Below are 20,507 nucleotides of genomic sequence, written 5' to 3'. Positions count from 1 at the left end.
ACTTACTTTTTTTCTAATCTATTTTTTAAAGCCGTAAGAATCTTAATATAGATCTCATCTCCATAGTATCCATCTTCCACCCCGGCATCAATATTTGGATTATCATTAATTTCTATAACTAAAGGTTTTCCATGTACTTCCTTAACATCAATTCCAAACAAACCTAATCCCATAAGTTTAGCCGATTTAAGTGCAACATCCATCACTTTTTTTGGTACTTTTTCAATAGGCAAACAATCTGCATTCCCGTCTTGATCATTTTTTTTAGAAGCATTCCAGTTATAAATTTGCCAATGTCCTTTTGCCATATAATACCTGCAGGCAAATATGGGCTCATGATCTAAGATACCAATTCTCCAATCATATTCTGAAGGACAAAACTCCTGAGCGATAATAAGATCAGATTTCCTAAGCATACTTGTTACCAACTCAAAATATTCTTCTTCGGTTTTCGCTTTTTTAACGCCGAAGGAAAAAGTGGAGTCTGGAGACTTTAAAACACAAGGCAAACCGGTAATCTTTAATACTTCCTCTTTATTATGCTTATGTACAATTACAGTTTTAGGCGTTGGAATATTGTCGTTTTGCAAGGCTTCAGCCATATATACTTTATTACAACACTTTAAAATAGCTCCGGGATAATCTATTAATGCAATCTCCTCTTGTTGCGCTTTTCTCGCAAATGCATAGGCTTCATTATTAACTTCTGTACTCTGTCTAATAAATAAGGCATCAAAAGAAGATAATCTAGAAAGCTCTTTTGGCGAGATCACTTCTACATAAAAATTCATTTTTTCTGCGATTTCTGTAAACTTTTTAATGGCTTTTGCATTACTTGGAGGAGCTGGATCTCCTTGCTGTACAAGAATTGCAAGATCATATTCTGCAGAAGTTGTCTTAGCGGTATCATAGCGTTTCTTCGCAAAATATTCTGAAGCAAATAAATGCATACTCTCCTTATGATCTTCAGGAATCTCAGATTCTGAAATTGCACGAATGCTTTTAATACTCCATTTCGAATTACGACTAAAATGAATCCTTAAAAATGGAATTTGAAAAGATCTAAAAAACATGGTACTCAATTCCTTGTATTTCTGAGCCACATTTTGGCCAAAATAAACACTTAAAGTAAATTCTTGAGACTTGATATTTTTTAAACTTTTCTGAATAAGATCGTCAAAATCATCGGCTACAATTTTAACCAATTTAGGTTCCCGCAAGTCCACAATATTTTTAACCGATGGAATCGCTTTATGGTCTCTAGCCTCGGCAAGTAACGAAACATAGTAGCCTTTAGACTGGTAAGAATAATCCTTACAAAGATTGAAGACTCTGGCTTTTTTAAGATTGGAATACTCAGGTTTTGTAAGGTAATCTTGAGAAGAGATCACTGCTATATTATCTACAGCAATTTTCCATTTTTCAGGATGGCTTACCACAATTAATTTCTTCATTTAGTAAAATAAAAACTTATCAAATTTAGTTGAAAAACAAATTCAATCCTTTATTATGTGTTTAATTCTTCGAGCCCTACCTCAATTTTTTTAAATGGATATTATAAATCCAACCAGGCAGGCATTATCTGAGATTCTTGATTATTTAAAATTATGAAGTCAAGTAAAATATTATTGTTAAATTCAAAAAAAATAAAAACAATCATTTCACATGAAATTTACCTCTCTCCTAATTATAAGTGTTTTAAGTATTACATCTTTTTATAGTCAGAATAAAGAACAATCGGAACTATGGAAAAAAGCGAAAGCAATTCATGAAAAAGTGATTACCATAGATACTCATGATGATATAAATATCAATAATTTCACTGCTAACCGTAACTACACAAAAGATCTCAATACCCAAGTTAATTTGCCGAAAATGATGGATGGTTGCCTGGATGTGGCTTGGTTTATCGTTTATACCGGTCAAGGCGAATTAAATGAAAGCGGATACGCAGCTGCTTATAAAAATGCTATTTCTAAATTTGAAGCGATCCATAGATTGACTGAAGAAATTGCACCAGATAAAATTGGATTGGCAACTTCATCATCTGAAGTTCGGGAATTAGTAAATGATGGTAAATTGGTAGCGATGATAGGTGTAGAAAATGCGTATCCAATTGGAGAAGATCTTTCTAACATAGAAAAATTTTACGATTTAGGCGCTCGATATATGTCACTTTCGCATAATGGGCACAGTCAATTAAGCGATTCTAATACCGGGGAAGCAGATAATATTTGGTTACATAATGGGTTGAGTGAATTAGGAAAACAGGCTGTGGCAGAAATGAATAGATTGGGAATGATGATAGATGTTTCTCATCCTTCCAAAGAAGCCATAAAACAAATGTTTGAAATTTCTAAAGCTCCACTAATCGCTTCTCACTCTTCTGCAAGAGCATTATGTGACCATAGCAGAAATTTAGATGACGACCTTTTAGAATTGTTTAAAAAACATGGCGGAGTGATTCAAACCGTTGCTTTTAGTGCTTATGTAAATACAAATAAGCACAATGGATATTATGCAGCGGTAAACGCAATTTATAACCAGGAAGGAAAAGATTCTGGTTTTATGGTTTTGTCTAGAGATAGTATTAGGAGCTTAGATGAGGCAGAAAAAGCTATTTACCAGGAAAATTACTCTGAAATAGTGAATAAGTCTTCTCAGAAAGTGAAAGAACTAAGACAAACCAATGGGCCGGTGGATGTTTCAGATTACGTTGATCATATTGACTATCTAGTTGAAAAAATAGGGATTAACCACGTAGGGATTAGCTCCGACTTTGATGGCGGTGGCGGAGTTGAAGGTTGGCGTGATGCTTCAGAAACTTTTAATGTTACTCTGGAGCTGGTTAGACGAGGATATTCTGAGGAAGAAATAGCTAAACTTTGGGGAGAAAATCTTTTAAGAGTTTTAGATGAAGTTGAAGCGGTTGCAAAAGAAATTCAGAAAAGCTGATATAATTTAATTTTTAAAAAGAACTTAGTTTTTATCTAAAGTGACTTTTAAAATATTCCCTAATCCACCAGCACCCTCATTAGAAATATAAAGATTCCCGGCCGCATCGAAGGTTAATCCTTCAGGTTGGCCAAATTGTTCTTCTTTGAAAACATGTAGTTTTTTAATTTTCCCCTGAGAATTTAAAATAAGAAGTTTAGGGTTTGTAGCATCCAAAATGTAGATATCCCCATTTTTTGGATGTACAGTAATTTCAGACGGACGTATAATTTGATGATTTATCTCTTGTTCTAAAATTTTAAAAGCAGGATCGCTATATTGAATTTCAAATGCAGGCTTCTCGGCTATTTTCTTAGTTTTTAAATTAAAAGCATACACAGGTTTGGACTCATTTCCTGCTTTATCTTTAATACTCAGCAACAGCCTATTTTTTCTTTTATCGTAAGCAATCCCTTCAAAATTATATTCTGGAGGCAAACCTATGGCAAATTCGTTCACTGTAATAGAATCCTGTCTATAATTTTGTATTTCAAAAAGAGTTCCATCACTACGAAGCACAAAAGCATCATTTTCTACAACTGCAATCCCTTCGTAATCCCCATCTTCTCCAAAGGCTATTTGCTTTTCTATGCTCGAGGTTTTGGTATTATAAATAAAAATAATCGCTTCCTCATCTTCAACACAAGCAATTCGTTCTTCATCTATCCAAGATATTCCGGAGATTTCCTCTAACAAAATGGGCATATCCCATTTCTTATCTATTTGTACAGTTTCGGCAGTTGGGAAATCCCTATTTGGAGCAATTCCATCGAAAGCGAAATATATTAGGGCAACTAATGCAAATGCTCCTAAAATGATAATTAATGCGATTTTGTTCATATATCAAAATTAAACAATTATTCAATTTTGGCAGTTAAGGGTTTCTAAAATTTATTATCCAGTATTTTCTTTTATAAAACCTGAAATAAAGGTTTTAAATGTTAAATAAGTGTTAAATGGTACTATTTTATACCTAGTACTGTAACAAAATGATTTTATGCTCGTCTATTAAGTATAACATTTAAAAACATTCATCATGAGAATTTCAGAAAACATCAGTCAGAATTTTAGCGGAATCAAACAAGGAGATTTAACTCACAAAAAACATTTCTTGAATCTAGGACAATCTACCAGAGACACTTGGTATGGTAGAAGAAGATTTGTATAAATAAACAATTAAAACATTCATCATGAAAACTTTAGAAAACATCAGTCAAAATTTTATTGGAATTAAAGAAGGAGATCTTACTCATAGAAAACCTTTTATGAACCTTAGAAAATCTACCAGAGACACTTGGTATGGAAGAAGAAGATTTGGAGTATAAACATATAATAAATCTATCCAATGCATTTAGAATTCTAAAATAGCCGAACACATGTTGTTTGGCTATTTTCATTTTACCTTCTTCCATTTTATAGAAGTTATCTACTGATCCCAATAAATATTATTCTATTCCTTTACCTTGCACTTTTCTTAAAGCAAAAAATTACACACTTAAAATCTTAAAATAAACTAAACAAGATCTTGTAATTTTATTAGTATTCGTTTATTTGTAAGCTTTAACTTATACTATGTTTCAACGAATTAACCAGTCGCCAAAATTAAAATGGTCTTTAATAGTACTGGGAGCTATTTTCACTGTTTTTGTACTATTTTATTTCAGTATTTATTTTGGAGTTTTTGGTAAAATCCCATCTACTCAAGACCTAAAAGATCTTAAACAAAATCAAGCAACCCAAGTCCTATCATCAGATGGAGATCTCATTGGTAAATATTATATTTTTGATAGACAACCTGTTACTTTCAAAGAACTACCGAAGCATTTAATAAATGCCTTGGTAGCCACAGAAGATGCTAGATTCTATGAACATAATGGAATTGATAGCAGAAGTTTATTAAGAGTTTTCTTCAAATCTTTGATGTTACAGGATAGATCTTCGGGAGGTGGTAGCACCATAACACTGCAGCTTGCAAAAAATCTATATGGTAGAAAAGATTATGGTTACTTCGGAATTGTTGTAAATAAATTTCAGGAGTCCATTATTGCAAAACGTTTAGAAGACATTTATAATAAAGAAGAGATCCTAACACTCTATCTTAATACAGTTCCCTTTAGTGATAATACCTTCGGAATAGAAAGTGCAGCCATGAAATTCTTCAATAAAAGCACTAAGAATCTTTCGTTGGAAGAGTCGGCTGTTTTAATTGGAATGCTAAAAGCCAATCACTCTTATAACCCCAGAATTTTTCTTGAAAAAAGTAGATTTCGACGCGATGTTGTTTTTCAGCAAATGGAAAAATATGGGTATCTAACAAAAGACGAAATGTTAAATGCCAAACAGTCTGAAATTAGATTGGATTATCAATATTACAGTCATGATCAAGGATTAGCACCCTATTTTAGAGAGCAACTAAGGAAAGATTTGATTTCCATTTTAGATACTTTAAAAAATAAAAATGGCGAAACTTATAATATTTACAGGGACGGATTGATAATCCACACTACCTTAAATTCAAAAATGCAGGAATATGCTGAAGCGGCTGTACAAACTCATATGTCTAAATTACAGCAAGCACATGAGCAGTCATATGGTTCAAGAGCTCCTTGGCATACAAACAAAGCATTAATCCTGGATGCGGTAAAACGTACAAACATTTATAAAAAATTAAATAAAGAGGGATTAACTGATGCTGAAATACTAGCAGAATTAGATAAAAACCCTAGAGAAAGAGAGCTTTTCAATTACGATAAAGAGGAGCTAATAAAAGGAACTACTCTAGATAGTATTAAACATTATCTTAAATTTCTAAATACCGGGTTTTTAGCTGTAGAACCAGCTACAGGAGCTGTAAAAGCTTGGGTTGGGGGTGTAGATTTTGAGAATTTTAAATACGATCATATTTCGCAAAGTAAGAGACAAGTGGGTTCTACTTTTAAGCCTATAGTGTATACTGCAGCATTAGAAAATGGAATAGAACCTTGCTCCTATTTTTCTATTAGGGAGGTTACTTATCAAGGTGGTTGGACGCCTTCTAATTCTGGGTCTGGTAGTGACGATCCAGATATGAATTACAATATGACATATGCATTAAGTAACTCCGTAAACACCATAGCAGTGAAGGTACTTATGGAAACCGGTGTTAGTAATGTTATTTCTCAGGCTGAGAAAATGGGAATTGAATCTAAATTACCCCAAGTTCCTTCTATTGCCTTAGGTACTGCAGAAATTAGCTTAAAAGAATTAGCTAAAGCTTATACTGGATTTGCAAATAATGGACAATCCTCCGAACCTTATTATATTACGAGAATAGAAGACGGGAATGGCAATTTATTAGCTGAATTTAAACCAAAAGTGCAAGATAGAGCTGCATATTCTAAAACCACTCGCGAAATAATGATCGAGATGATGCAAGCAACCGTAAATGAAGGAACTGCAACAAGACTTAGAAGTACTTATGGATTACAAAATGATATTGCTGGGAAAACCGGTACTACGCAATCTAATAAAGATGGATGGTTCGTAGGTCTAACTCCGGAACTTCTTACGGTTACCTGGGTAGGGTCTGATGATCATAGAATTGGATTTAGAAATACCGGAATTGGTCAAGGAGCTAATTCTGCACTACCAATTTTTGCGTTATTTCTCCAAAAATTAAATGGAGATGGGAATTTTAGTGATATTACCAATGCGCGATTCGGTATACCTTCTGCAGAAGTTGTTTCTCTTATGAATTGCGAAATAAGTAAAAAAGATGGGTTCTTCGATAAATTATTTGGTAAGTCAGATAGAAAAAGAGATCGGAATAAGGAAGATAAAAATGAAGACAAAAAGAATAAAAAAGGGCTATTTAATAAACTTTTTGGAAAAAAGAAAAAGGATCAATAATTAACAAAGAAGTTTTCGGCCCAGTTCCTTGCATCCTCAAGTTCTTCAAAAAAAGCAAATGATTGTTCGAATCGTTCTTGTTCGACCATTGCTTTCATTTTCATTTGTGGTTTTTGTGAAACTATAGCAATCCCTTTTATCTTCTTAAATATACTATCGTTATATGCGTCTGGATTTAGAGAATAATCCGACTTTCTATTGGAAATTATTACAAATTCTTTTCTTTTATAATGATCTACAATCGTCTGAATAGTTTTCCTTGCAATAGCAGTATCTACTACAAACTCACCTAACCCTTCAACAATAACATAAGAGTCATAAAACTGCATTTTATAATACTCTGTATTTTTTTCGATCATTGAAAAATATTTTAGTTAATAAAAGTAGGTAATTTTACAATCCAGTGTTAATGGAATTATAAAAACGTTAAAAATAGAATGTATTGTATTATAAAAATAATTTTAGTTTGATTAATAGAGTTTTAAATCAGTTCCAAGGGTTTATAAAAACGCCTTCTATTTTTAGAAATCATGAAATTTTCGATTTATCGTTATTCAATGCGGATTTAGAAGTTTCAAATAATGCTTCAGATAGTATTGATATTTCAGAAATTTCTAAAAATACCGTTTTAGGGAAACGAGTGGAATATTTTTTCAAAGTAGCAGTTCAAGCAAATGAAAATTTTACTTTATTAACTAATAATATTCAAATTCATAATGGGGAACGTACTTTAGGTGAATTAGATTTTATTATAAAGGATCATAAAAAAAATCAGATTCTTCATGTGGAACTTATGTATAAATTTTATGTGTACGACCCTGAAATTCCTGCTGAAATGGAACGCTGGATAGGCCCAAATAGAAAGGATACATTGCTTAAGAAAATCGAGAAAGTTAAAACCAACCAATTTCCATTACTATACACTACCGAGGCAGAAGAATATCTAAAATCATTGAATATCAATTCTAAAGACATTCAGCAGGAAATTTGCTTTAAAGCTACCCTTTTTGTGCCGGAAAACTTATTCAAAGAGGAATTTCCAAATATAAACAAGCATTGTATTGCAGGATTTTGGTTTCATTTAAAAGATTTCAGCAAATACAATCAAATAGGTTTTCAATTTTTTGCTCCAGAAAAGCAAGACTGGCCGATCAATCCTAAATATGGGGAAGAATGGTTTAGTTTTAAAGAAATTTTCGAGCAACTAAATAATCTACACCGAAGAAAAAAATCTCCCCTACTCTGGATAAAAAAGCCTGATGGATCTTTTGAAAGATTAATTGTGGTTTGGTGGTAATCTTATTTTCTTTCAACACTTAAAATGATACCTTTAAAATCTCTAAGCTTCAATTACTGAAATAGCTCTATGAATTCTAATTTTAAAGAAGCAGTAAAAACCACCTATCTCAGTATTTTAGGAAATACCTTATTAGCAATCGCTAAAGGAGTTACCGGTATTTTTGGTAATTCGTATGCACTGATTGCAGATGCGATTGAATCTACAACCGATGTGTTTTCTTCTCTTTTGGTATTGTTAGGCATTAGATATGCCAATAAGCCAGCGGATGCCAACCATCCATATGGTCATGGAAAAGCAGAACCGCTTATCACCTTTGCTATTGTTGGTTTCTTAGTGGTTTCTGCAACTATAATTGCGTACGAGAGCATTGCGCATATTAGAACTCCTCATGAAGTCCCAGAATCATATACGCTGATCGTTCTTGGAATTATAATTTTAATAAAAGAAGTGTTTTATAGGATTGTATCTAAAAAAAGTGACCAGCTAAATAGTACGGTTTTAAAAGCCGATGCCTGGCATCATAGAAGCGATGCGATTACTTCTTTAATGGCATTTATAGGAATTTCCATTGCGCTATTCATGGGCGAAGGTTATGAAACTGCAGATGATTGGGCAGCCTTGTTTGCCTCCGGATTTATCCTTTATAATGCTTATTTAATTATGCGCCCTGCCTTAGGTGAGGTGATGGACGAACATATGTATGACGATCTTATTGAAGATATTCGAAAAATTGCGGAGGAAATTCCGGGAGTTGAAGAAACGGAAAAATGTTATGTTCGGAAAATGGGAATGATGTATCATGTAGATCTTCACATAGGCGTAATCGGAAGCATTTCTGTAGAAAAAGGACATGATATCGCTCATCTGGCAAAAAATGAATTGCTTCAGCAGATTCCAGAAATAGCAGATGTACTAATACATATAGAGCCTTTTCAAACTCAATAATGATTAAAATCTTAACTTAGCAGCATTAAAAATTAAGAATATGGAAAATAATTTAGCCGTACTTATTGATGGAGATAATATTCCTTCAGCATACGTGAAAGAAATGATGGAAGAGATTGCAAAGTATGGAAACCCTACGATTAAAAGAATTTATGGTGACTGGACAAAGCCGCAGCTTTCTAAATGGAAGAATGTGTTATTAGAGAATGCCATTAACCCTATTCAGCAATATGGATATACTCAAGGGAAAAATGCTACAGATTCAGCGATGATAATCGATGCGATGGATATCCTTTATGCAAATAAAGTGCAAGGATTTTGTTTGGTATCTAGCGATAGTGATTTTACAAAACTTGCTACGAGATTAAGAGAATCCGGATTAAATGTGATTGGAATTGGTGAAAAGAAAACTCCGGAACCATTTATTGTTGCCTGCGATAGATTTATCTATATAGAAATTCTTGGTTCTTCTTCAAATAAAGGCCAAGAGACAGAAGTTAGTAAAGGGAAATCTGCCAAAAAAGACAATGTAGATAAGATTACGCCAAAGGTTTTAAACCTAATTGCAAGTACAATTTCTGATGTTGCCGATGAAGATGGTTGGGCATTCTTAGGAGATGTTGGAGGCTTACTCCAGAAAAAACAACCAAATTTTGACTCCAGAAACTACGGATTTCAAAAGTTAACTCCTATGATTAGCTCTATTAGTAATTTTGAAGTGGAATCTAGAGAAAATCAAAATGGTAGATTTAAACTTATTTATGTAAGAAACAGAGCGTAATACTATTGTCAGGCTGGGTCTGTCGAACACCTCGACCGGCTCAGTGTGACAATAGTAAAAAAATGTCAGGCTGAGAGTGTAGAAGCCTATTTTCATATTTGTAATCACACTTCGACAGGCTCAGTGTGACAAATAACACTATTTCTTAGCATGCCTCTTTTCTAACACTTCAACGATATCTCTCAACCCAAAACCTTTTGCCTTTAGCAATATCATATAATGGAAGAGCAGGTCGGCACTTTCGTTTAAGAATAGATCATCATTATCATCCTTGGCTTCAATAACCGTTTCTATTGCCTCTTCTCCAACTTTTTGAGCAATCTTGTTCATCCCATCATCAAAAAGAGAAACCACATAACTGGCGTCTTCTTTAGCCCTTAATTCTGGTGCGATCTCGCTTTTCTTTTTTCGGTCTTCAATAATGCCTTCCAATTCAGATAAAAACCCGAAATTCTGGTCATTGTTCTCGCCCCAACAAGTATCTGTTCCTTTGTGGCAAGTAGGACCCTGTGGATTGACAGAAATTAGCAAGGTATCATTATCACAATCATTTTTGATATTCACAACTTCTAAGAAATTTCCACTTTCCTCTCCTTTAGTCCAAAGTCGGTTCTTGCTTCTGCTATAAAAAGTGACTTTGTTCACTTCATTGGTCTTTAAATAAGCTTCCTCATTCATATAGCCCAACATCAGCACATTTTTCGTGTTATTATCCTGAATAATTACCGGTACCAAACCATCATTATTTTTATTGAAATCTATTTCCATATTTCTATTTTTTCTTCTGAAGGTGAATTTATAGCCTTACAGCAATTCCATTCTTTCTTAATTCTTCTTTTAAATCTTTTATTTCGATCTCCTTAAAATGAAAAACACTCGCAGCTAAAGCCGCATCTGCTTTCCCTTTTACAAAGGCATCAGTAAAATGTTGCATGTTCCCTGCTCCACCTGAAGCAATTATCGGGATATTTAATTCTGTAGATAATTTAGCAAGGGCTTCGTTTGCAAAACCATTCTTAGTTCCATCATTATTCATAGATGTGAACAAAATTTCACCTGCTCCACGTTCTTCCACTTCTTTGGCCCAATCAAATAGATTCAGTTTTGTGGGCACCTTCCCTCCTACCAAATGCACGATCCATTCTCCATCGATCAGCTTGGCATCTATCGCAACAGTGATACATTGACTACCAAATTTAGCCGCTAATTGATTGATCAAATCTGGATTTTTTACTGCGGAAGAGTTAATGGATACTTTATCTGCTCCATTTTGAAGCAAAATATCCACATCTTCTACAGAAGAAATACCTCCTCCAACCGTAAACGGAATATTGATCTTTTCAGCAACTTTTAAAACAAGATTTGCCAAGGTTTTTCTTCGCTCCTCAGTAGCAGAGATATCCAGAAAAACTAGCTCGTCTGCTCCAGAAGCCGCATAAATAGCTGCTAATTCAACCGGATCTCCTGCATCCCTAAGATCTACAAAATTTATCCCTTTTACAGTTCTTCCATTTTTGATGTCCAAACATGGAACAATTCTTTTAGTTAACATAGACTTGTGTTATTTGTAGTTTAAAATGAAGCCCTCTAATTGCTTTAAACTGATCTTGTTCTCATAGATAGCTTTTCCAATAATGGTTCCTTCACAGCCCATTTCTGCAAGCCGTGGAAGCTCATCAAAGGTGGAGATCCCTCCGGAAGCTATCAATTTAATAGCCTTTTTATTTCCGGATGTTTCCGCAAGTATCTTTTCATACAGATCAAAAGTAGGACCTTCCAGCATTCCATCCTTAGAAATATCGGTACAGATCACATACTGCAACCCCTCTTTTAAATAATTATTTATAAAAGGCACCAATTCTTCTTCAGATTCCTCTAACCAGCCACTAATCGCAACTTTTTCATCTTTGGCATCTGCACCCAGGATTATTTTATCACTTCCATATTTCTCGATCCAGGAAAGAAACAAGTCTCTATTTTTAACTGCGATACTTCCTCCTGTTATTTGTTTCGCTCCACACTCGAAAGCGATTTCAAGATCTTTATCAGATTTCAAACCACCCCCAAAGTCAATATCTAGAGTAGTATTATTTGCGATTTGCTCCAAAACTTTATAGTTCACAATATGGCTTGACTTTGCACCATCCAGGTCTACAAGATGAAGGGACTTAATACCATGGGCTTCAAACTCCTTTGCAACCTCAAGTGGACTCTCATTATATATTTTTTTGGTGTTGTAATCTCCTTTAGAGAGCCTTACACATTTACCATCTATAATATCTATTGCGGGAATTATTCTCATTCTAAACTTAAATTATAGTTCTAAAAAATTCTTTAAAATCTGTTCTCCTGCATTACTGCTTTTTTCAGGATGGAACTGTACCCCATAAAAATTATCCTTTTTTAATGCGGTGCTATATTTTACACCATATTCTGATGTCGCTATAGTTTCGTCACATTCGGCTACATAATAGCTATGCACCAAATACACATATTCCAGTTCTTTAATATCTTTAAATAAAGGGGATCTCAATCCTGAAATCTGATTCCACCCAATTTGAGGTACCTTAACTGAATTATTGAATTTTATCACAGGTGCATCAAAAATGCCTAATCCGGTAGTGTTTCCTTCTTCATTTTTACCGCACATTAATTGCATTCCCAAGCAGATGCCCAATACCGGTTGCTTTAAGGTGGGGATAACCAAATCCAATTTTGATTGCCTAAGCATTCGCATTGCACTGCTCGCCTCGCCCACTCCCGGAAAGATCACTTTATCTGCTGCCTTTATTTCGGCTTCATTATTACTCAAAACCGCTTCAAAACCTAAACGTTTTATTGCAAACTTGATACTCTGAATATTCCCGGCACCGTAATCTATAATTACTATTTTCATTCCTTTTAACTTGATCTAGGCTTATAACCTTAACATTATAGCATCCCTTTTGTTGATGGAAGGATCATTTTCTCTGTATCTCTTTTTACAGCCATTTTAATAGCCTTAGCAAATGCCTTAAAAATTGCTTCTATCTTATGGTGTTCATTGGTTCCTTCTGCTTTGATATTCAGATTCGCCTTAGCTCCATCTGTAAAAGACTTAAAGAAATGAAGGAACATCTCTGTTGGCATTTTCCCAATCATTTCTCTCTTAAATTCAGCATCCCAAACCAACCAGTTTCTACCACCAAAATCGATTGCTGCTTGTGCAAGACAATCATCCATTGGCAAGCAAAAACCATAGCGTTCTATTCCTAGTTTGTTTCCCAGTGCTAAACTAAAGGCTTCTCCAAGCGCAATAGCTGTATCTTCTATGGTATGGTGTTCATCTACTTCAAGATCGCCTTTCACCTTTATCTCCAAATCCATTTGCCCATGACGGGAAATTTGATCCAACATATGGTCAAAAAAGTCTAGACCTGTAGATATATCTGATTTCCCGGTACCATCCAAATTGAGTCTGATAAAGATGTCGGTCTCATTGGTTTTTCGGCTGATTTCTGAAGATCGTTCTTTAAGCTTTAAAAATTCGTAGATCTTTTCCCAACTTGAGGTTCTTAGAGCAATCGAATTGTCGATTTCTTTCTGTCCATTTTTCAACTCATCTGCCCCAAGTTCTTCATGGGTATCAATAAAGATCCCTTTCCCACCAAAGTTTAGGGCAAATTCCATGTCTGTCATCCGGTCACCAATCATATAAGATCCGGCAAGATCATATTCCGCATTATTTAGATAAATTTCTTCCAATAAACCTGTATTAGGTTTTCTGGTTGGGGAATTATCTTTGGCAAAGGTTCTATCCATGAGAACCTCATTAAAAATCACGCCTTCATTTGCAAAGGTTTTTAAAACGAAATTCTGAATAGGCCAAAAATCGGTTTCCGGATAAGCATCAGTTCCTAAACCATCTTGATTGGTGACCATGACGAATTCATAATCCAGCTCCTTTGCTATTTTAGCTAAATAGAATAGAGCCTGAGGATAAAACTCCAATTTCTCTAAATTGTCTATCTGATAATCTTCCGGCTCATGAATCAATGTGCCGTCCCGATCTATAAAAAGTATTTTTTTCATTTTTTTTCTTATTGGTTTAGATTGATAAATTGAAATGTCACATCGAGCGAAGTCGAGATGTTTTAAGACCCTTCGACTACGCTCAGGGTGACAAAACAAAATTCACTAGTCCTAATTTATTTTTTTGAATCAACCTAAACTTTTTAATGCCTTGATTAATTTTAAATTTTCTTCTTTGGTCCCAATCGTTAACCGCAATGTATTTTCACAAAGAGGCTGGTTGGTCCTGTTTCTAATTACAATTCCTTTGCCTAATAATTGATTGTATCTTTTTAAAGCATCATCTACTTTTACCAATACAAAGTTAGCATCAGATTTATAAATTTTTTGAACGATTTTAACTTCAAGTAAAGCTTTAGATAACACCTCCCTTTCGTACAATATATCAGCTATTTGCCTATTTGTTTCCGAAATATTTTGAAGTCGGTATTGAGCCCTATTCTGAGTCAGTTCGTTTACGTTATAAGGAGGCTTGATCTTATTTAAAATTGCAATAATTTCTTCGGAAGCATAACAAATCCCCAATCTAATCCCTGCCATTCCGAAGGCTTTCGAAAGAGTTTGCGTGATAATTAAATTAGGATAATTCCCTAGTTCTTCAATCCAACTAGCTTGTTCCGAAAAATCGATATATGCTTCATCCAAAACCACCAAACCATCAAATTTTTCCAGTATTTCAGTGATGTGATTTTTACTGAAGGAGTTTCCGGTAGGGTTATTCGGAGAACATAAAAAGATCAACTTCGTGTTTCCATCTACACTATTAAAGATCTCTTCCACATTCGGTTCAAAATCTTCAGTCAGCAATACTTTACGACTTTCTATGTTATTGATTCCCGCCAAGACCTTGTACATTCCATAAGTTGGAGGTAAGCTGATTATATTGTCCATTCCCGGCTCACAGAAGGCCCTGTATATAAGATCCAAAACTTCATCGCTACCATTTCCTAGCAAAATATTTTTTGAAGGGATCTTTTTGATCTCCGACAACTTCGATTTTAATTTCTTCTGCTGCGGATCCGGATATCTATTGACCCCAGATTCATTGGGATTTTCATTAGCATCCAAAAAGATCATTTTTGAACCCGAAGCGGTATACTCATCCCTAGCTGAAGAGTAAGCTTCCATCGTTAGTACATTTGGCCGAACCAACTTATTTATATCTACTAATTTTGCCATTATTTCTTCAGCTTATTAAGTCTTAAAGTAACTGCATTTTTGTGAGCTTGAAGTCCTTCTGCCTCAGCCATGATCTCTATAGCCTGACCAATATTCTGGATACCTTCTTCAGATATTTTCTGAAAGGTCATACTCTTCATAAAACTGTCCAAGTTCACTCCGCTATATTGTTTAGCGAATCCATTGGTTGGCAAGGTATGGTTAGTACCTGAAGCATAATCTCCTGCACTTTCCGGTGTGTAATTTCCAATAAATACAGAGCCAGCATTTGTAATTTTTTTCTATATAAAAGTCATTATCTGCAGTACATACGATGAAATGTTCAGGACCATATTCATTAATAATTTCCATCGCGAGTTCTTTATTTTCTAAATAGATAAGTTTAGAGTTAGCAATCGATCTCTGTGCCATTTCTTTTCTTGGCAATACTTCTAACTGAAGCTCTACTTCACGCTCAACTGCTTCAATCATTTGTTCTGAAGTAGAGATAAGAATCACCTGACTATCTGGACCATGTTCTGCCTGGCTTAGAAGATCTGAAGCCACAAACGCAGCATCGGCTGTATCATCGGCTACCACAAGTAATTCAGAAGGCCCAGCCGGCATATCTATTGCTACATGGAACTTCGTGGCTAATTGTTTGGCTACGGTCACAAATTGATTTCCGGGGCCAAATATCTTATACATTTTGGGCACGGTTTCTGTACCAAAAGTCAATGCTGCAATAGCCTGGATACCACCGATCTTAAAAACCTTATCTACTCCACATAGAGCAGCAGTATATAAAATAACCGGATTAATTTCTCCATTCTTATCTGGCGGAGTACACAAAACGATCTCTTTACAGCCAGCGATATTAGCCGGGGTTGCGAGCATTAAAATAGTTGAAAACAAAGGTGCGCTCCCACCGGGTATGTAAAGTCCCACCTTTTGGATTGGACGCTTCTCTTGCCAACATTCTACTCCTTTAGTAGTAGTTACTTCTACTTTAGGCGTTTTTTGTGCCTCATGGAATTTTTCAATATTGGACTTGGCTAATTGAATGGCATTTTTCAATTCAGAACTTACCTTTCCAAAAGCAGCCTCAATCTCTTCAGTAGTAACTTTAAAACTATCCAGTTTTATTCCATCAAAGAGATCGGTGTATTTTGAAACCGCACTATCCCCTTTCGATCTTACTTCAGAAAAAATATCGTTAACAGTTTGCTCGATATCTTCTAGAGCTTGAGTGGGTCTTTGTAATAATTTCTCCCATTCTTCTCTTTTCGGGTTATATAATTTATTCATGATTCTTCTAATTAATTATAAAACCATTTTCTCGATTGGCGCTACTAAAATTCCTTCTGCCCCTAATTCCTTCAATTCATTAATGATCTCCCAAAATCTATTTTCTTGGATTACTGTATGAATCGAACTCCATCCCTTTTCTGCTAAAGGAAGCACCGTAGGACTTCGCATTCCAGGCAATAATTTGATAATATCCTCTAATTTATCATCTGGAGCATTCAAAAGGATATATTTTGAAGTTCTCGCATTTAGTACAGATTTTAATCTAAATTCCAATTTATCCAGAAGCACTCTTCGCTCTTCAGAAATATTGGGAGCAACAGCTAGAACAGCCTCGCTCTTCATCATTACTTCTACTTCCTTCAAATTGTTCTTGAACAGTGTATTTCCACTGGAAACGATATCGCATATAGCATCTGCCAATCCAATATTTGGAGCAATTTCTACTGAACCATTAATTATGTGTAAATCTGCTGTGATTCCTTTTTTCTTCAGAAATGAATTTAAGGTATTTGGATACGAGGTAGCAATTCTTTTGCCTTCTAGATCTTCCAGACCGTTATACTTAGCAGATTTAGGGATAGCTAAAGAAACTCTACATTTCGAGAATCCTAATTTTAGTGACTGAATGATATCATCACCTTTTTCTTCCAACACATTCTCTCCCAAAAATGCGATATCTACTACTCCGTCTCTTAAATATTGTGGGATATCCCCATTCCGAAGATATAAAACCTCTAAAGGGAAATTAGAAGAAATAGCTTTTAACTGTTCTTTACCATTGTCTATGGAGATACCGGCATCTTTTAATATTTTTAGGGAATCTTCATTTAATCTTCCTGCCTTTTGGATTGCAATTCTTAGTTTTTCTTTACTCATCTTTTAATTTCTTAAAGTTTAATTTGAAAACCGAACAGGAAACAAAAAACCCGTTCGATTGCTCAAACGGGTTTTTATATATGTTGAATTTACTACATATCAAAATCACCTCGCCAGAGCGCAGTAATGAAAATGATGATGATGTAGTTGAATTGTTTTCATAATTATCGCAAATCTAGCGCATTTTTTCAAAAACTAAAACTCGTTTCGAAAATTTTATGACTTGATTAATGGATTTTTAATTATTCCCAAGAATCAAAGGCATTCCATCGCCTCCAGATCCAATAACTACTACCTTGGAATTAGGAGATTTAGCAAGCTCTACAGTTGCCTGAATCCCTTTTTCTCTTAAAATCTTATCGTTCAACGAAGCACTAAGAATTTCATTAGCCTTAGCTTTACCTTCAGCATCAATTCGCTGTCTTTGCGCCTCCTGTTCAGCTTTAGTTAACCTAAACTCATATTCTAGAGATTCTTGCTCTTGTCTCAGCTTTCGCTCAATTGCTTCCTTAATGTTCTGCGGAAGAGAAACATCCCTAACCAAAACCTCATTCACCTGTACATATTGATCCTTTAAGAGAAGCCTTGTTTCATCCAAAATCTCCTTTTGGATAGCTTCACGCTTACTGGCATATAATTGTTCCGGAATATACCTACCTACAACGGCACGAGCAGCAGAACGAACAGCAGGTTGTAGAACTCGTTGCACATATTGCTCACCTTTATCTTGGTGCAAAGCTCCTAAATCTTCATATAAGGGCTGAAACCAAACTGAAGCATCCAATTTAATTTCCAAACCATTAGAAGATAATACCTGCATATTTTCTTCTAAAGATTGTTGACGCACTTCGTAAACGAAAACCTTATTCCAAGGTGCAACTACATGAAATCCTTCACCTAAAGGTGGTTGATCTGTTACTACTCCGCCCCCAAAAGTTTTATACAACACTCCGGCTTCCCCAGAATTAATGGTAACTGTAGATTTAGCGATTAAAATAATTAAGAAAACTGCAAAAATTAAAATTGGCAACCCAATCTTTGGTAATTTATCCATAAATAAAAATTTGTGATTATTAAATTAAACCGAAATACTTTCTTGTAAACCACTCGATGCTAAGACTTAGCACTAATAGGATAAGCAAATATTTCCAATCGATTAAAGGTACGGTTTTTTCATCGCTTTTTTGTACCGAAACAAAGCGTTTGCCCTGAGCTAGTTCTTTAATTATTTTCTGTTCATCTTTCAATAAATAGGTTTTTCCTGAATTATTGTTCGCAAGAAATTCCATTTTATTATAATTCGCAGAAGAAAATTGCTGCTCTACATTGTACTCCAAAACTTGGAAATTTCCCTGTACCTGAATCCCGGAGGTCTCTTCTTTGATTGTGAATTGATATTCCCCCCACCCCAAGCGCATCTAGTTCTACTTTATAAAAATTTGAACTTGGCAGCATCTGAGCCTCAAAAGTTTCATTAGAACTCAAGTTTTTAATATAAATATTAAGATTTGCCTCAGGCGAAAAAACATAATTCTGATCGAAGTATTGAGACGTTATTACTATTTCTTCATTCTCCAAATACACTGGTTCGGCTTCATACGTTAAGCGAGCTCGCTTCCTTGATGAGGATAAATATTGAATTAGTTTATTCCAGAAACCATCGATACTATCAAAATTTCCTTTCGTTCGAAAAGATTCTAATCTCCATTTCCAAAGATTCTCTCCAAATAACACCCCTGTTTTCTTAGAACCTTCTTCAAATATGCTCAATAGTGGCTGTTGAGTTAGAATACCTTCGATCTTTTGGTATAAAAGTGAATTTGAATTCTCAGCGACTATATTTAAAGCTCCGAAGGAATCTTCTAATGGCGGAAAATCTTTAAAACCAATATCTTCAAATTGATACTGAAGAAAGTTTTCATTATATACCGGGAATAAATCTTGAGTTTGATTAGAAGGTGGTTTAGAGAAATGTTGTTGAGAATTATTTAAAAAATTCCAATCTGTTTTGGTGCCTGTAATAATGAATTTATTAATATTTTGTTTGTCTAATTCTTTTAATACTGAATTAAACTTACTGTTTGGTTGATATACTATAACTAATTGAAAATCATTAATTTCTGTAACATTAAAATTACCTACCTTCTTTAATGTCACCTCTCGTTGCTTATTATTTTCAATAGATTTTTTAAGAGCTCCAAGATCTGGATGGGAGATATCAGAGAGTAGAAGAACATTTGTCCTTTCATCAATCACATCTACTGCAAACTTCCTTTTATTATTAATTAGATTCTTTTCATTTTCTGAAGATTTTATGATTGCTTCATAAATCCTTGTGCCCAACCGCTTAGCCGTTAGCGTGGTATTTATAATGGCGGAAGAATTCTCTTTATCGAAATCCAATGTTTTGCTATAAAGCATGTTGTTCCCTTCTTTTAGCTGAAAAGTGGCTTTTACATCATCGCTTCCGGAGTAATTTAAAAGAATTTCTACAGGGAATTCGTTATTTAAAAAAGCATACTTATTTACATTAAGTGTATTTATAGACAAATCGAAGGTAGTAGCGGTATCGCCAATAACTACTGCACTTAAGGCAATATTTTCATTTAAATTTGAGAATTCGTAATCCTGACCATAAGTGGCGTTACCATCAGACATTAAAATCATTGCAGTCGCTTTATCTTTATAAAGCTTATTTAGCTGAGATATCGCCTTATGAATATCTGTTTTAAACCTGTCAATTTTTAAGCTATCTGTAGTTGCAAGGTTAATATCTGCACCAAATTCATATACTGAAATTTCAAACTGTTCATTCAAAATTTCATTCTCTGTTAAGCTTGAGACTAAATAATTAAGACTATCCTCTTTTTCTAAGTTACCAATAGATTCCGATCGATCTATAGCCAAAACCAATTCAGGTTTTATAGTTTCGAACTTAGTATGTTTAATTTGAGGATTTATAAGCAATACCAACAAGGTGAATACACTTACAAAGCGTAATACCCCTAGAAAATAAGTTTGTCTTCTCTGATTCTTATTTTTTAAGAAATAGGAAAAAAAAACAAACCCTAGCGCAAGTATTGCAGCTAGGGTTAGATATAAAATTGTTGATATTGGCATTTGTAAAAAGTGAATTCAGTAAACAACTAATTTCATTTACCGCTAAAAATTAATTCTCTAAAT

At 34.5% G+C, this 20,507-nt stretch carries 20 protein-coding genes and 1 pseudogene; 7 read left to right on the top strand and 14 right to left on the bottom strand.

Annotation, left to right across the window (positions count from 1 at the left end; translation table 11 throughout):
* Positions 1–2: 2 nt before the first annotated feature.
* The gene (locus ON07_RS07085; protein ID WP_010229478.1) at positions 3–1,454 is read right to left on the bottom strand and encodes a RimK family alpha-L-glutamate ligase; all 1,452 of its coding nucleotides are present in this window, start codon (positions 1,452–1,454) and stop codon (positions 3–5) included.
* A 211-nt stretch (positions 1,455–1,665) separates the two neighbouring features.
* Here ON07_RS07085 and ON07_RS07080 point away from each other — a divergent pair, with 211 nt between their 5' ends.
* A complete protein-coding gene (locus ON07_RS07080; RefSeq protein WP_010229477.1) occupies positions 1,666–2,955 on the top strand; it encodes a dipeptidase in 1,290 nt (429 codons plus the stop codon).
* Between the two features lie 24 nt (positions 2,956–2,979).
* Here the strand turns inward: ON07_RS07080 and ON07_RS07075 are convergent, their stop codons facing one another.
* Positions 2,980–3,834, bottom strand: a complete 855-nt coding sequence (locus tag ON07_RS07075; protein ID WP_010229475.1) for an SdiA-regulated domain-containing protein — start codon at positions 3,832–3,834, stop codon at positions 2,980–2,982.
* Positions 3,835–4,030: 196 nt separating this feature from the next.
* Here ON07_RS07075 and ON07_RS17425 point away from each other — a divergent pair, with 196 nt between their 5' ends.
* The 3 genes from ON07_RS17425 to ON07_RS07070 all read left to right on the top strand — a co-directional run bounded on the left by ON07_RS17425 (position 4,031) and on the right by ON07_RS07070 (position 6,882).
* Positions 4,031–4,162: a hypothetical protein gene (locus tag ON07_RS17425; RefSeq protein WP_262486216.1), complete on the top strand. Its 132-nt coding sequence runs from the start codon at positions 4,031–4,033 to the stop codon at positions 4,160–4,162.
* 22 nt (positions 4,163–4,184) lie between these two features.
* Positions 4,185–4,319 (top strand): hypothetical protein, encoded by a 135-nt coding sequence (locus ON07_RS17420; protein WP_262486215.1) that lies wholly within the window; start codon positions 4,185–4,187, stop codon positions 4,317–4,319.
* A gap of 247 nt (positions 4,320–4,566) precedes the next feature.
* Entirely contained in the window at positions 4,567–6,882 is a 2,316-nt protein-coding gene (locus tag ON07_RS07070) for a penicillin-binding protein 1A (RefSeq protein ID WP_010229473.1), read from the top strand.
* On the opposite strand, the gene ON07_RS07065 is transcribed toward ON07_RS07070, so the two are convergent.
* On the bottom strand, positions 6,876–7,241 hold the full coding sequence (locus tag ON07_RS07065; protein WP_010229471.1) for a hypothetical protein: 366 nt from the start codon (positions 7,239–7,241) through the stop codon (positions 6,876–6,878). The two genes, ON07_RS07070 and ON07_RS07065, sit on opposite strands and share 7 nt — an antisense overlap.
* Before the next feature lie 107 nt (positions 7,242–7,348).
* Here ON07_RS07065 and ON07_RS07060 point away from each other — a divergent pair, with 107 nt between their 5' ends.
* From ON07_RS07060 to ON07_RS07050, 3 genes are all read left to right on the top strand, one after another.
* Positions 7,349–8,179 carry a DUF1853 family protein gene (locus ON07_RS07060; protein WP_029331640.1) on the top strand — a complete coding sequence of 277 codons (831 nt, stop codon included), beginning with the start codon at positions 7,349–7,351 and terminating at the stop codon, positions 8,177–8,179.
* Between the two features lie 69 nt (positions 8,180–8,248).
* The gene (locus ON07_RS07055) at positions 8,249–9,127 is read left to right on the top strand and encodes a cation diffusion facilitator family transporter (RefSeq protein ID WP_010229468.1); all 879 of its coding nucleotides are present in this window, start codon (positions 8,249–8,251) and stop codon (positions 9,125–9,127) included.
* 40 nt (positions 9,128–9,167) lie between these two features.
* Positions 9,168–9,908, top strand: coding sequence for an NYN domain-containing protein (locus ON07_RS07050; RefSeq protein ID WP_010229466.1), 741 nt, complete (start codon positions 9,168–9,170; stop codon positions 9,906–9,908).
* Between the two features lie 138 nt (positions 9,909–10,046).
* On the opposite strand, the gene hisIE is transcribed toward ON07_RS07050, so the two are convergent.
* The 11 genes and pseudogenes from hisIE to ON07_RS14805 all read right to left on the bottom strand — a co-directional run bounded on the left by hisIE (position 10,047) and on the right by ON07_RS14805 (position 20,444).
* The gene (gene hisIE / locus ON07_RS07045) at positions 10,047–10,676 is read right to left on the bottom strand and encodes a bifunctional phosphoribosyl-AMP cyclohydrolase/phosphoribosyl-ATP diphosphatase HisIE (protein ID WP_010229463.1); all 630 of its coding nucleotides are present in this window, start codon (positions 10,674–10,676) and stop codon (positions 10,047–10,049) included.
* Positions 10,677–10,704: 28 nt separating this feature from the next.
* A complete protein-coding gene (hisF, locus tag ON07_RS07040; protein WP_010229461.1) occupies positions 10,705–11,460 on the bottom strand; it encodes an imidazole glycerol phosphate synthase subunit HisF in 756 nt (251 codons plus the stop codon).
* 9 nt (positions 11,461–11,469) lie between these two features.
* Positions 11,470–12,210 carry a 1-(5-phosphoribosyl)-5-[(5-phosphoribosylamino)methylideneamino]imidazole-4-carboxamide isomerase gene (gene hisA, locus ON07_RS07035; RefSeq protein WP_010229459.1) on the bottom strand — a complete coding sequence of 247 codons (741 nt, stop codon included), beginning with the start codon at positions 12,208–12,210 and terminating at the stop codon, positions 11,470–11,472.
* Between the two features lie 12 nt (positions 12,211–12,222).
* The gene (gene hisH, locus ON07_RS07030; RefSeq protein WP_010229457.1) at positions 12,223–12,804 is read right to left on the bottom strand and encodes an imidazole glycerol phosphate synthase subunit HisH; all 582 of its coding nucleotides are present in this window, start codon (positions 12,802–12,804) and stop codon (positions 12,223–12,225) included.
* 35 nt (positions 12,805–12,839) lie between these two features.
* Positions 12,840–13,979 carry a bifunctional histidinol-phosphatase/imidazoleglycerol-phosphate dehydratase HisB gene (gene hisB, locus ON07_RS07025; RefSeq protein ID WP_010229454.1) on the bottom strand — a complete coding sequence of 380 codons (1,140 nt, stop codon included), beginning with the start codon at positions 13,977–13,979 and terminating at the stop codon, positions 12,840–12,842.
* Between the two features lie 129 nt (positions 13,980–14,108).
* Positions 14,109–15,158, bottom strand: a complete 1,050-nt coding sequence (gene hisC, locus ON07_RS07020; RefSeq protein ID WP_010229450.1) for a histidinol-phosphate transaminase — start codon at positions 15,156–15,158, stop codon at positions 14,109–14,111.
* Positions 15,158–16,445, bottom strand: a pseudogene (gene hisD / locus ON07_RS14810) (histidinol dehydrogenase). Before hisD ends, hisC begins: the two are co-directional and overlap by 1 nt.
* A gap of 15 nt (positions 16,446–16,460) precedes the next feature.
* Positions 16,461–17,324, bottom strand: coding sequence for an ATP phosphoribosyltransferase (hisG, locus tag ON07_RS07010; protein WP_010229447.1), 864 nt, complete (start codon positions 17,322–17,324; stop codon positions 16,461–16,463).
* A 238-nt stretch (positions 17,325–17,562) separates the two neighbouring features.
* Positions 17,563–18,378: a prohibitin family protein gene (locus tag ON07_RS07005; protein ID WP_010229445.1), complete on the bottom strand. Its 816-nt coding sequence runs from the start codon at positions 18,376–18,378 to the stop codon at positions 17,563–17,565.
* Positions 18,379–18,397: 19 nt separating this feature from the next.
* The gene (locus ON07_RS15910; protein WP_050915857.1) at positions 18,398–18,613 is read right to left on the bottom strand and encodes a hypothetical protein; all 216 of its coding nucleotides are present in this window, start codon (positions 18,611–18,613) and stop codon (positions 18,398–18,400) included.
* A gap of 4 nt (positions 18,614–18,617) precedes the next feature.
* Positions 18,618–20,444: a vWA domain-containing protein gene (locus ON07_RS14805; RefSeq protein WP_050915856.1), complete on the bottom strand. Its 1,827-nt coding sequence runs from the start codon at positions 20,442–20,444 to the stop codon at positions 18,618–18,620.
* Positions 20,445–20,507: the final 63 nt, after the last annotated feature.

The sequence above is a fragment of the Gillisia marina genome, from assembly GCF_000258765.1.
Classification (GTDB): Bacteria; Bacteroidota; Bacteroidia; order Flavobacteriales; family Flavobacteriaceae; genus Gillisia; species Gillisia marina.
Note: the sequence above shows the minus strand (reverse complement) of the source record. Positions and strands in the feature narration are given on the sequence as shown.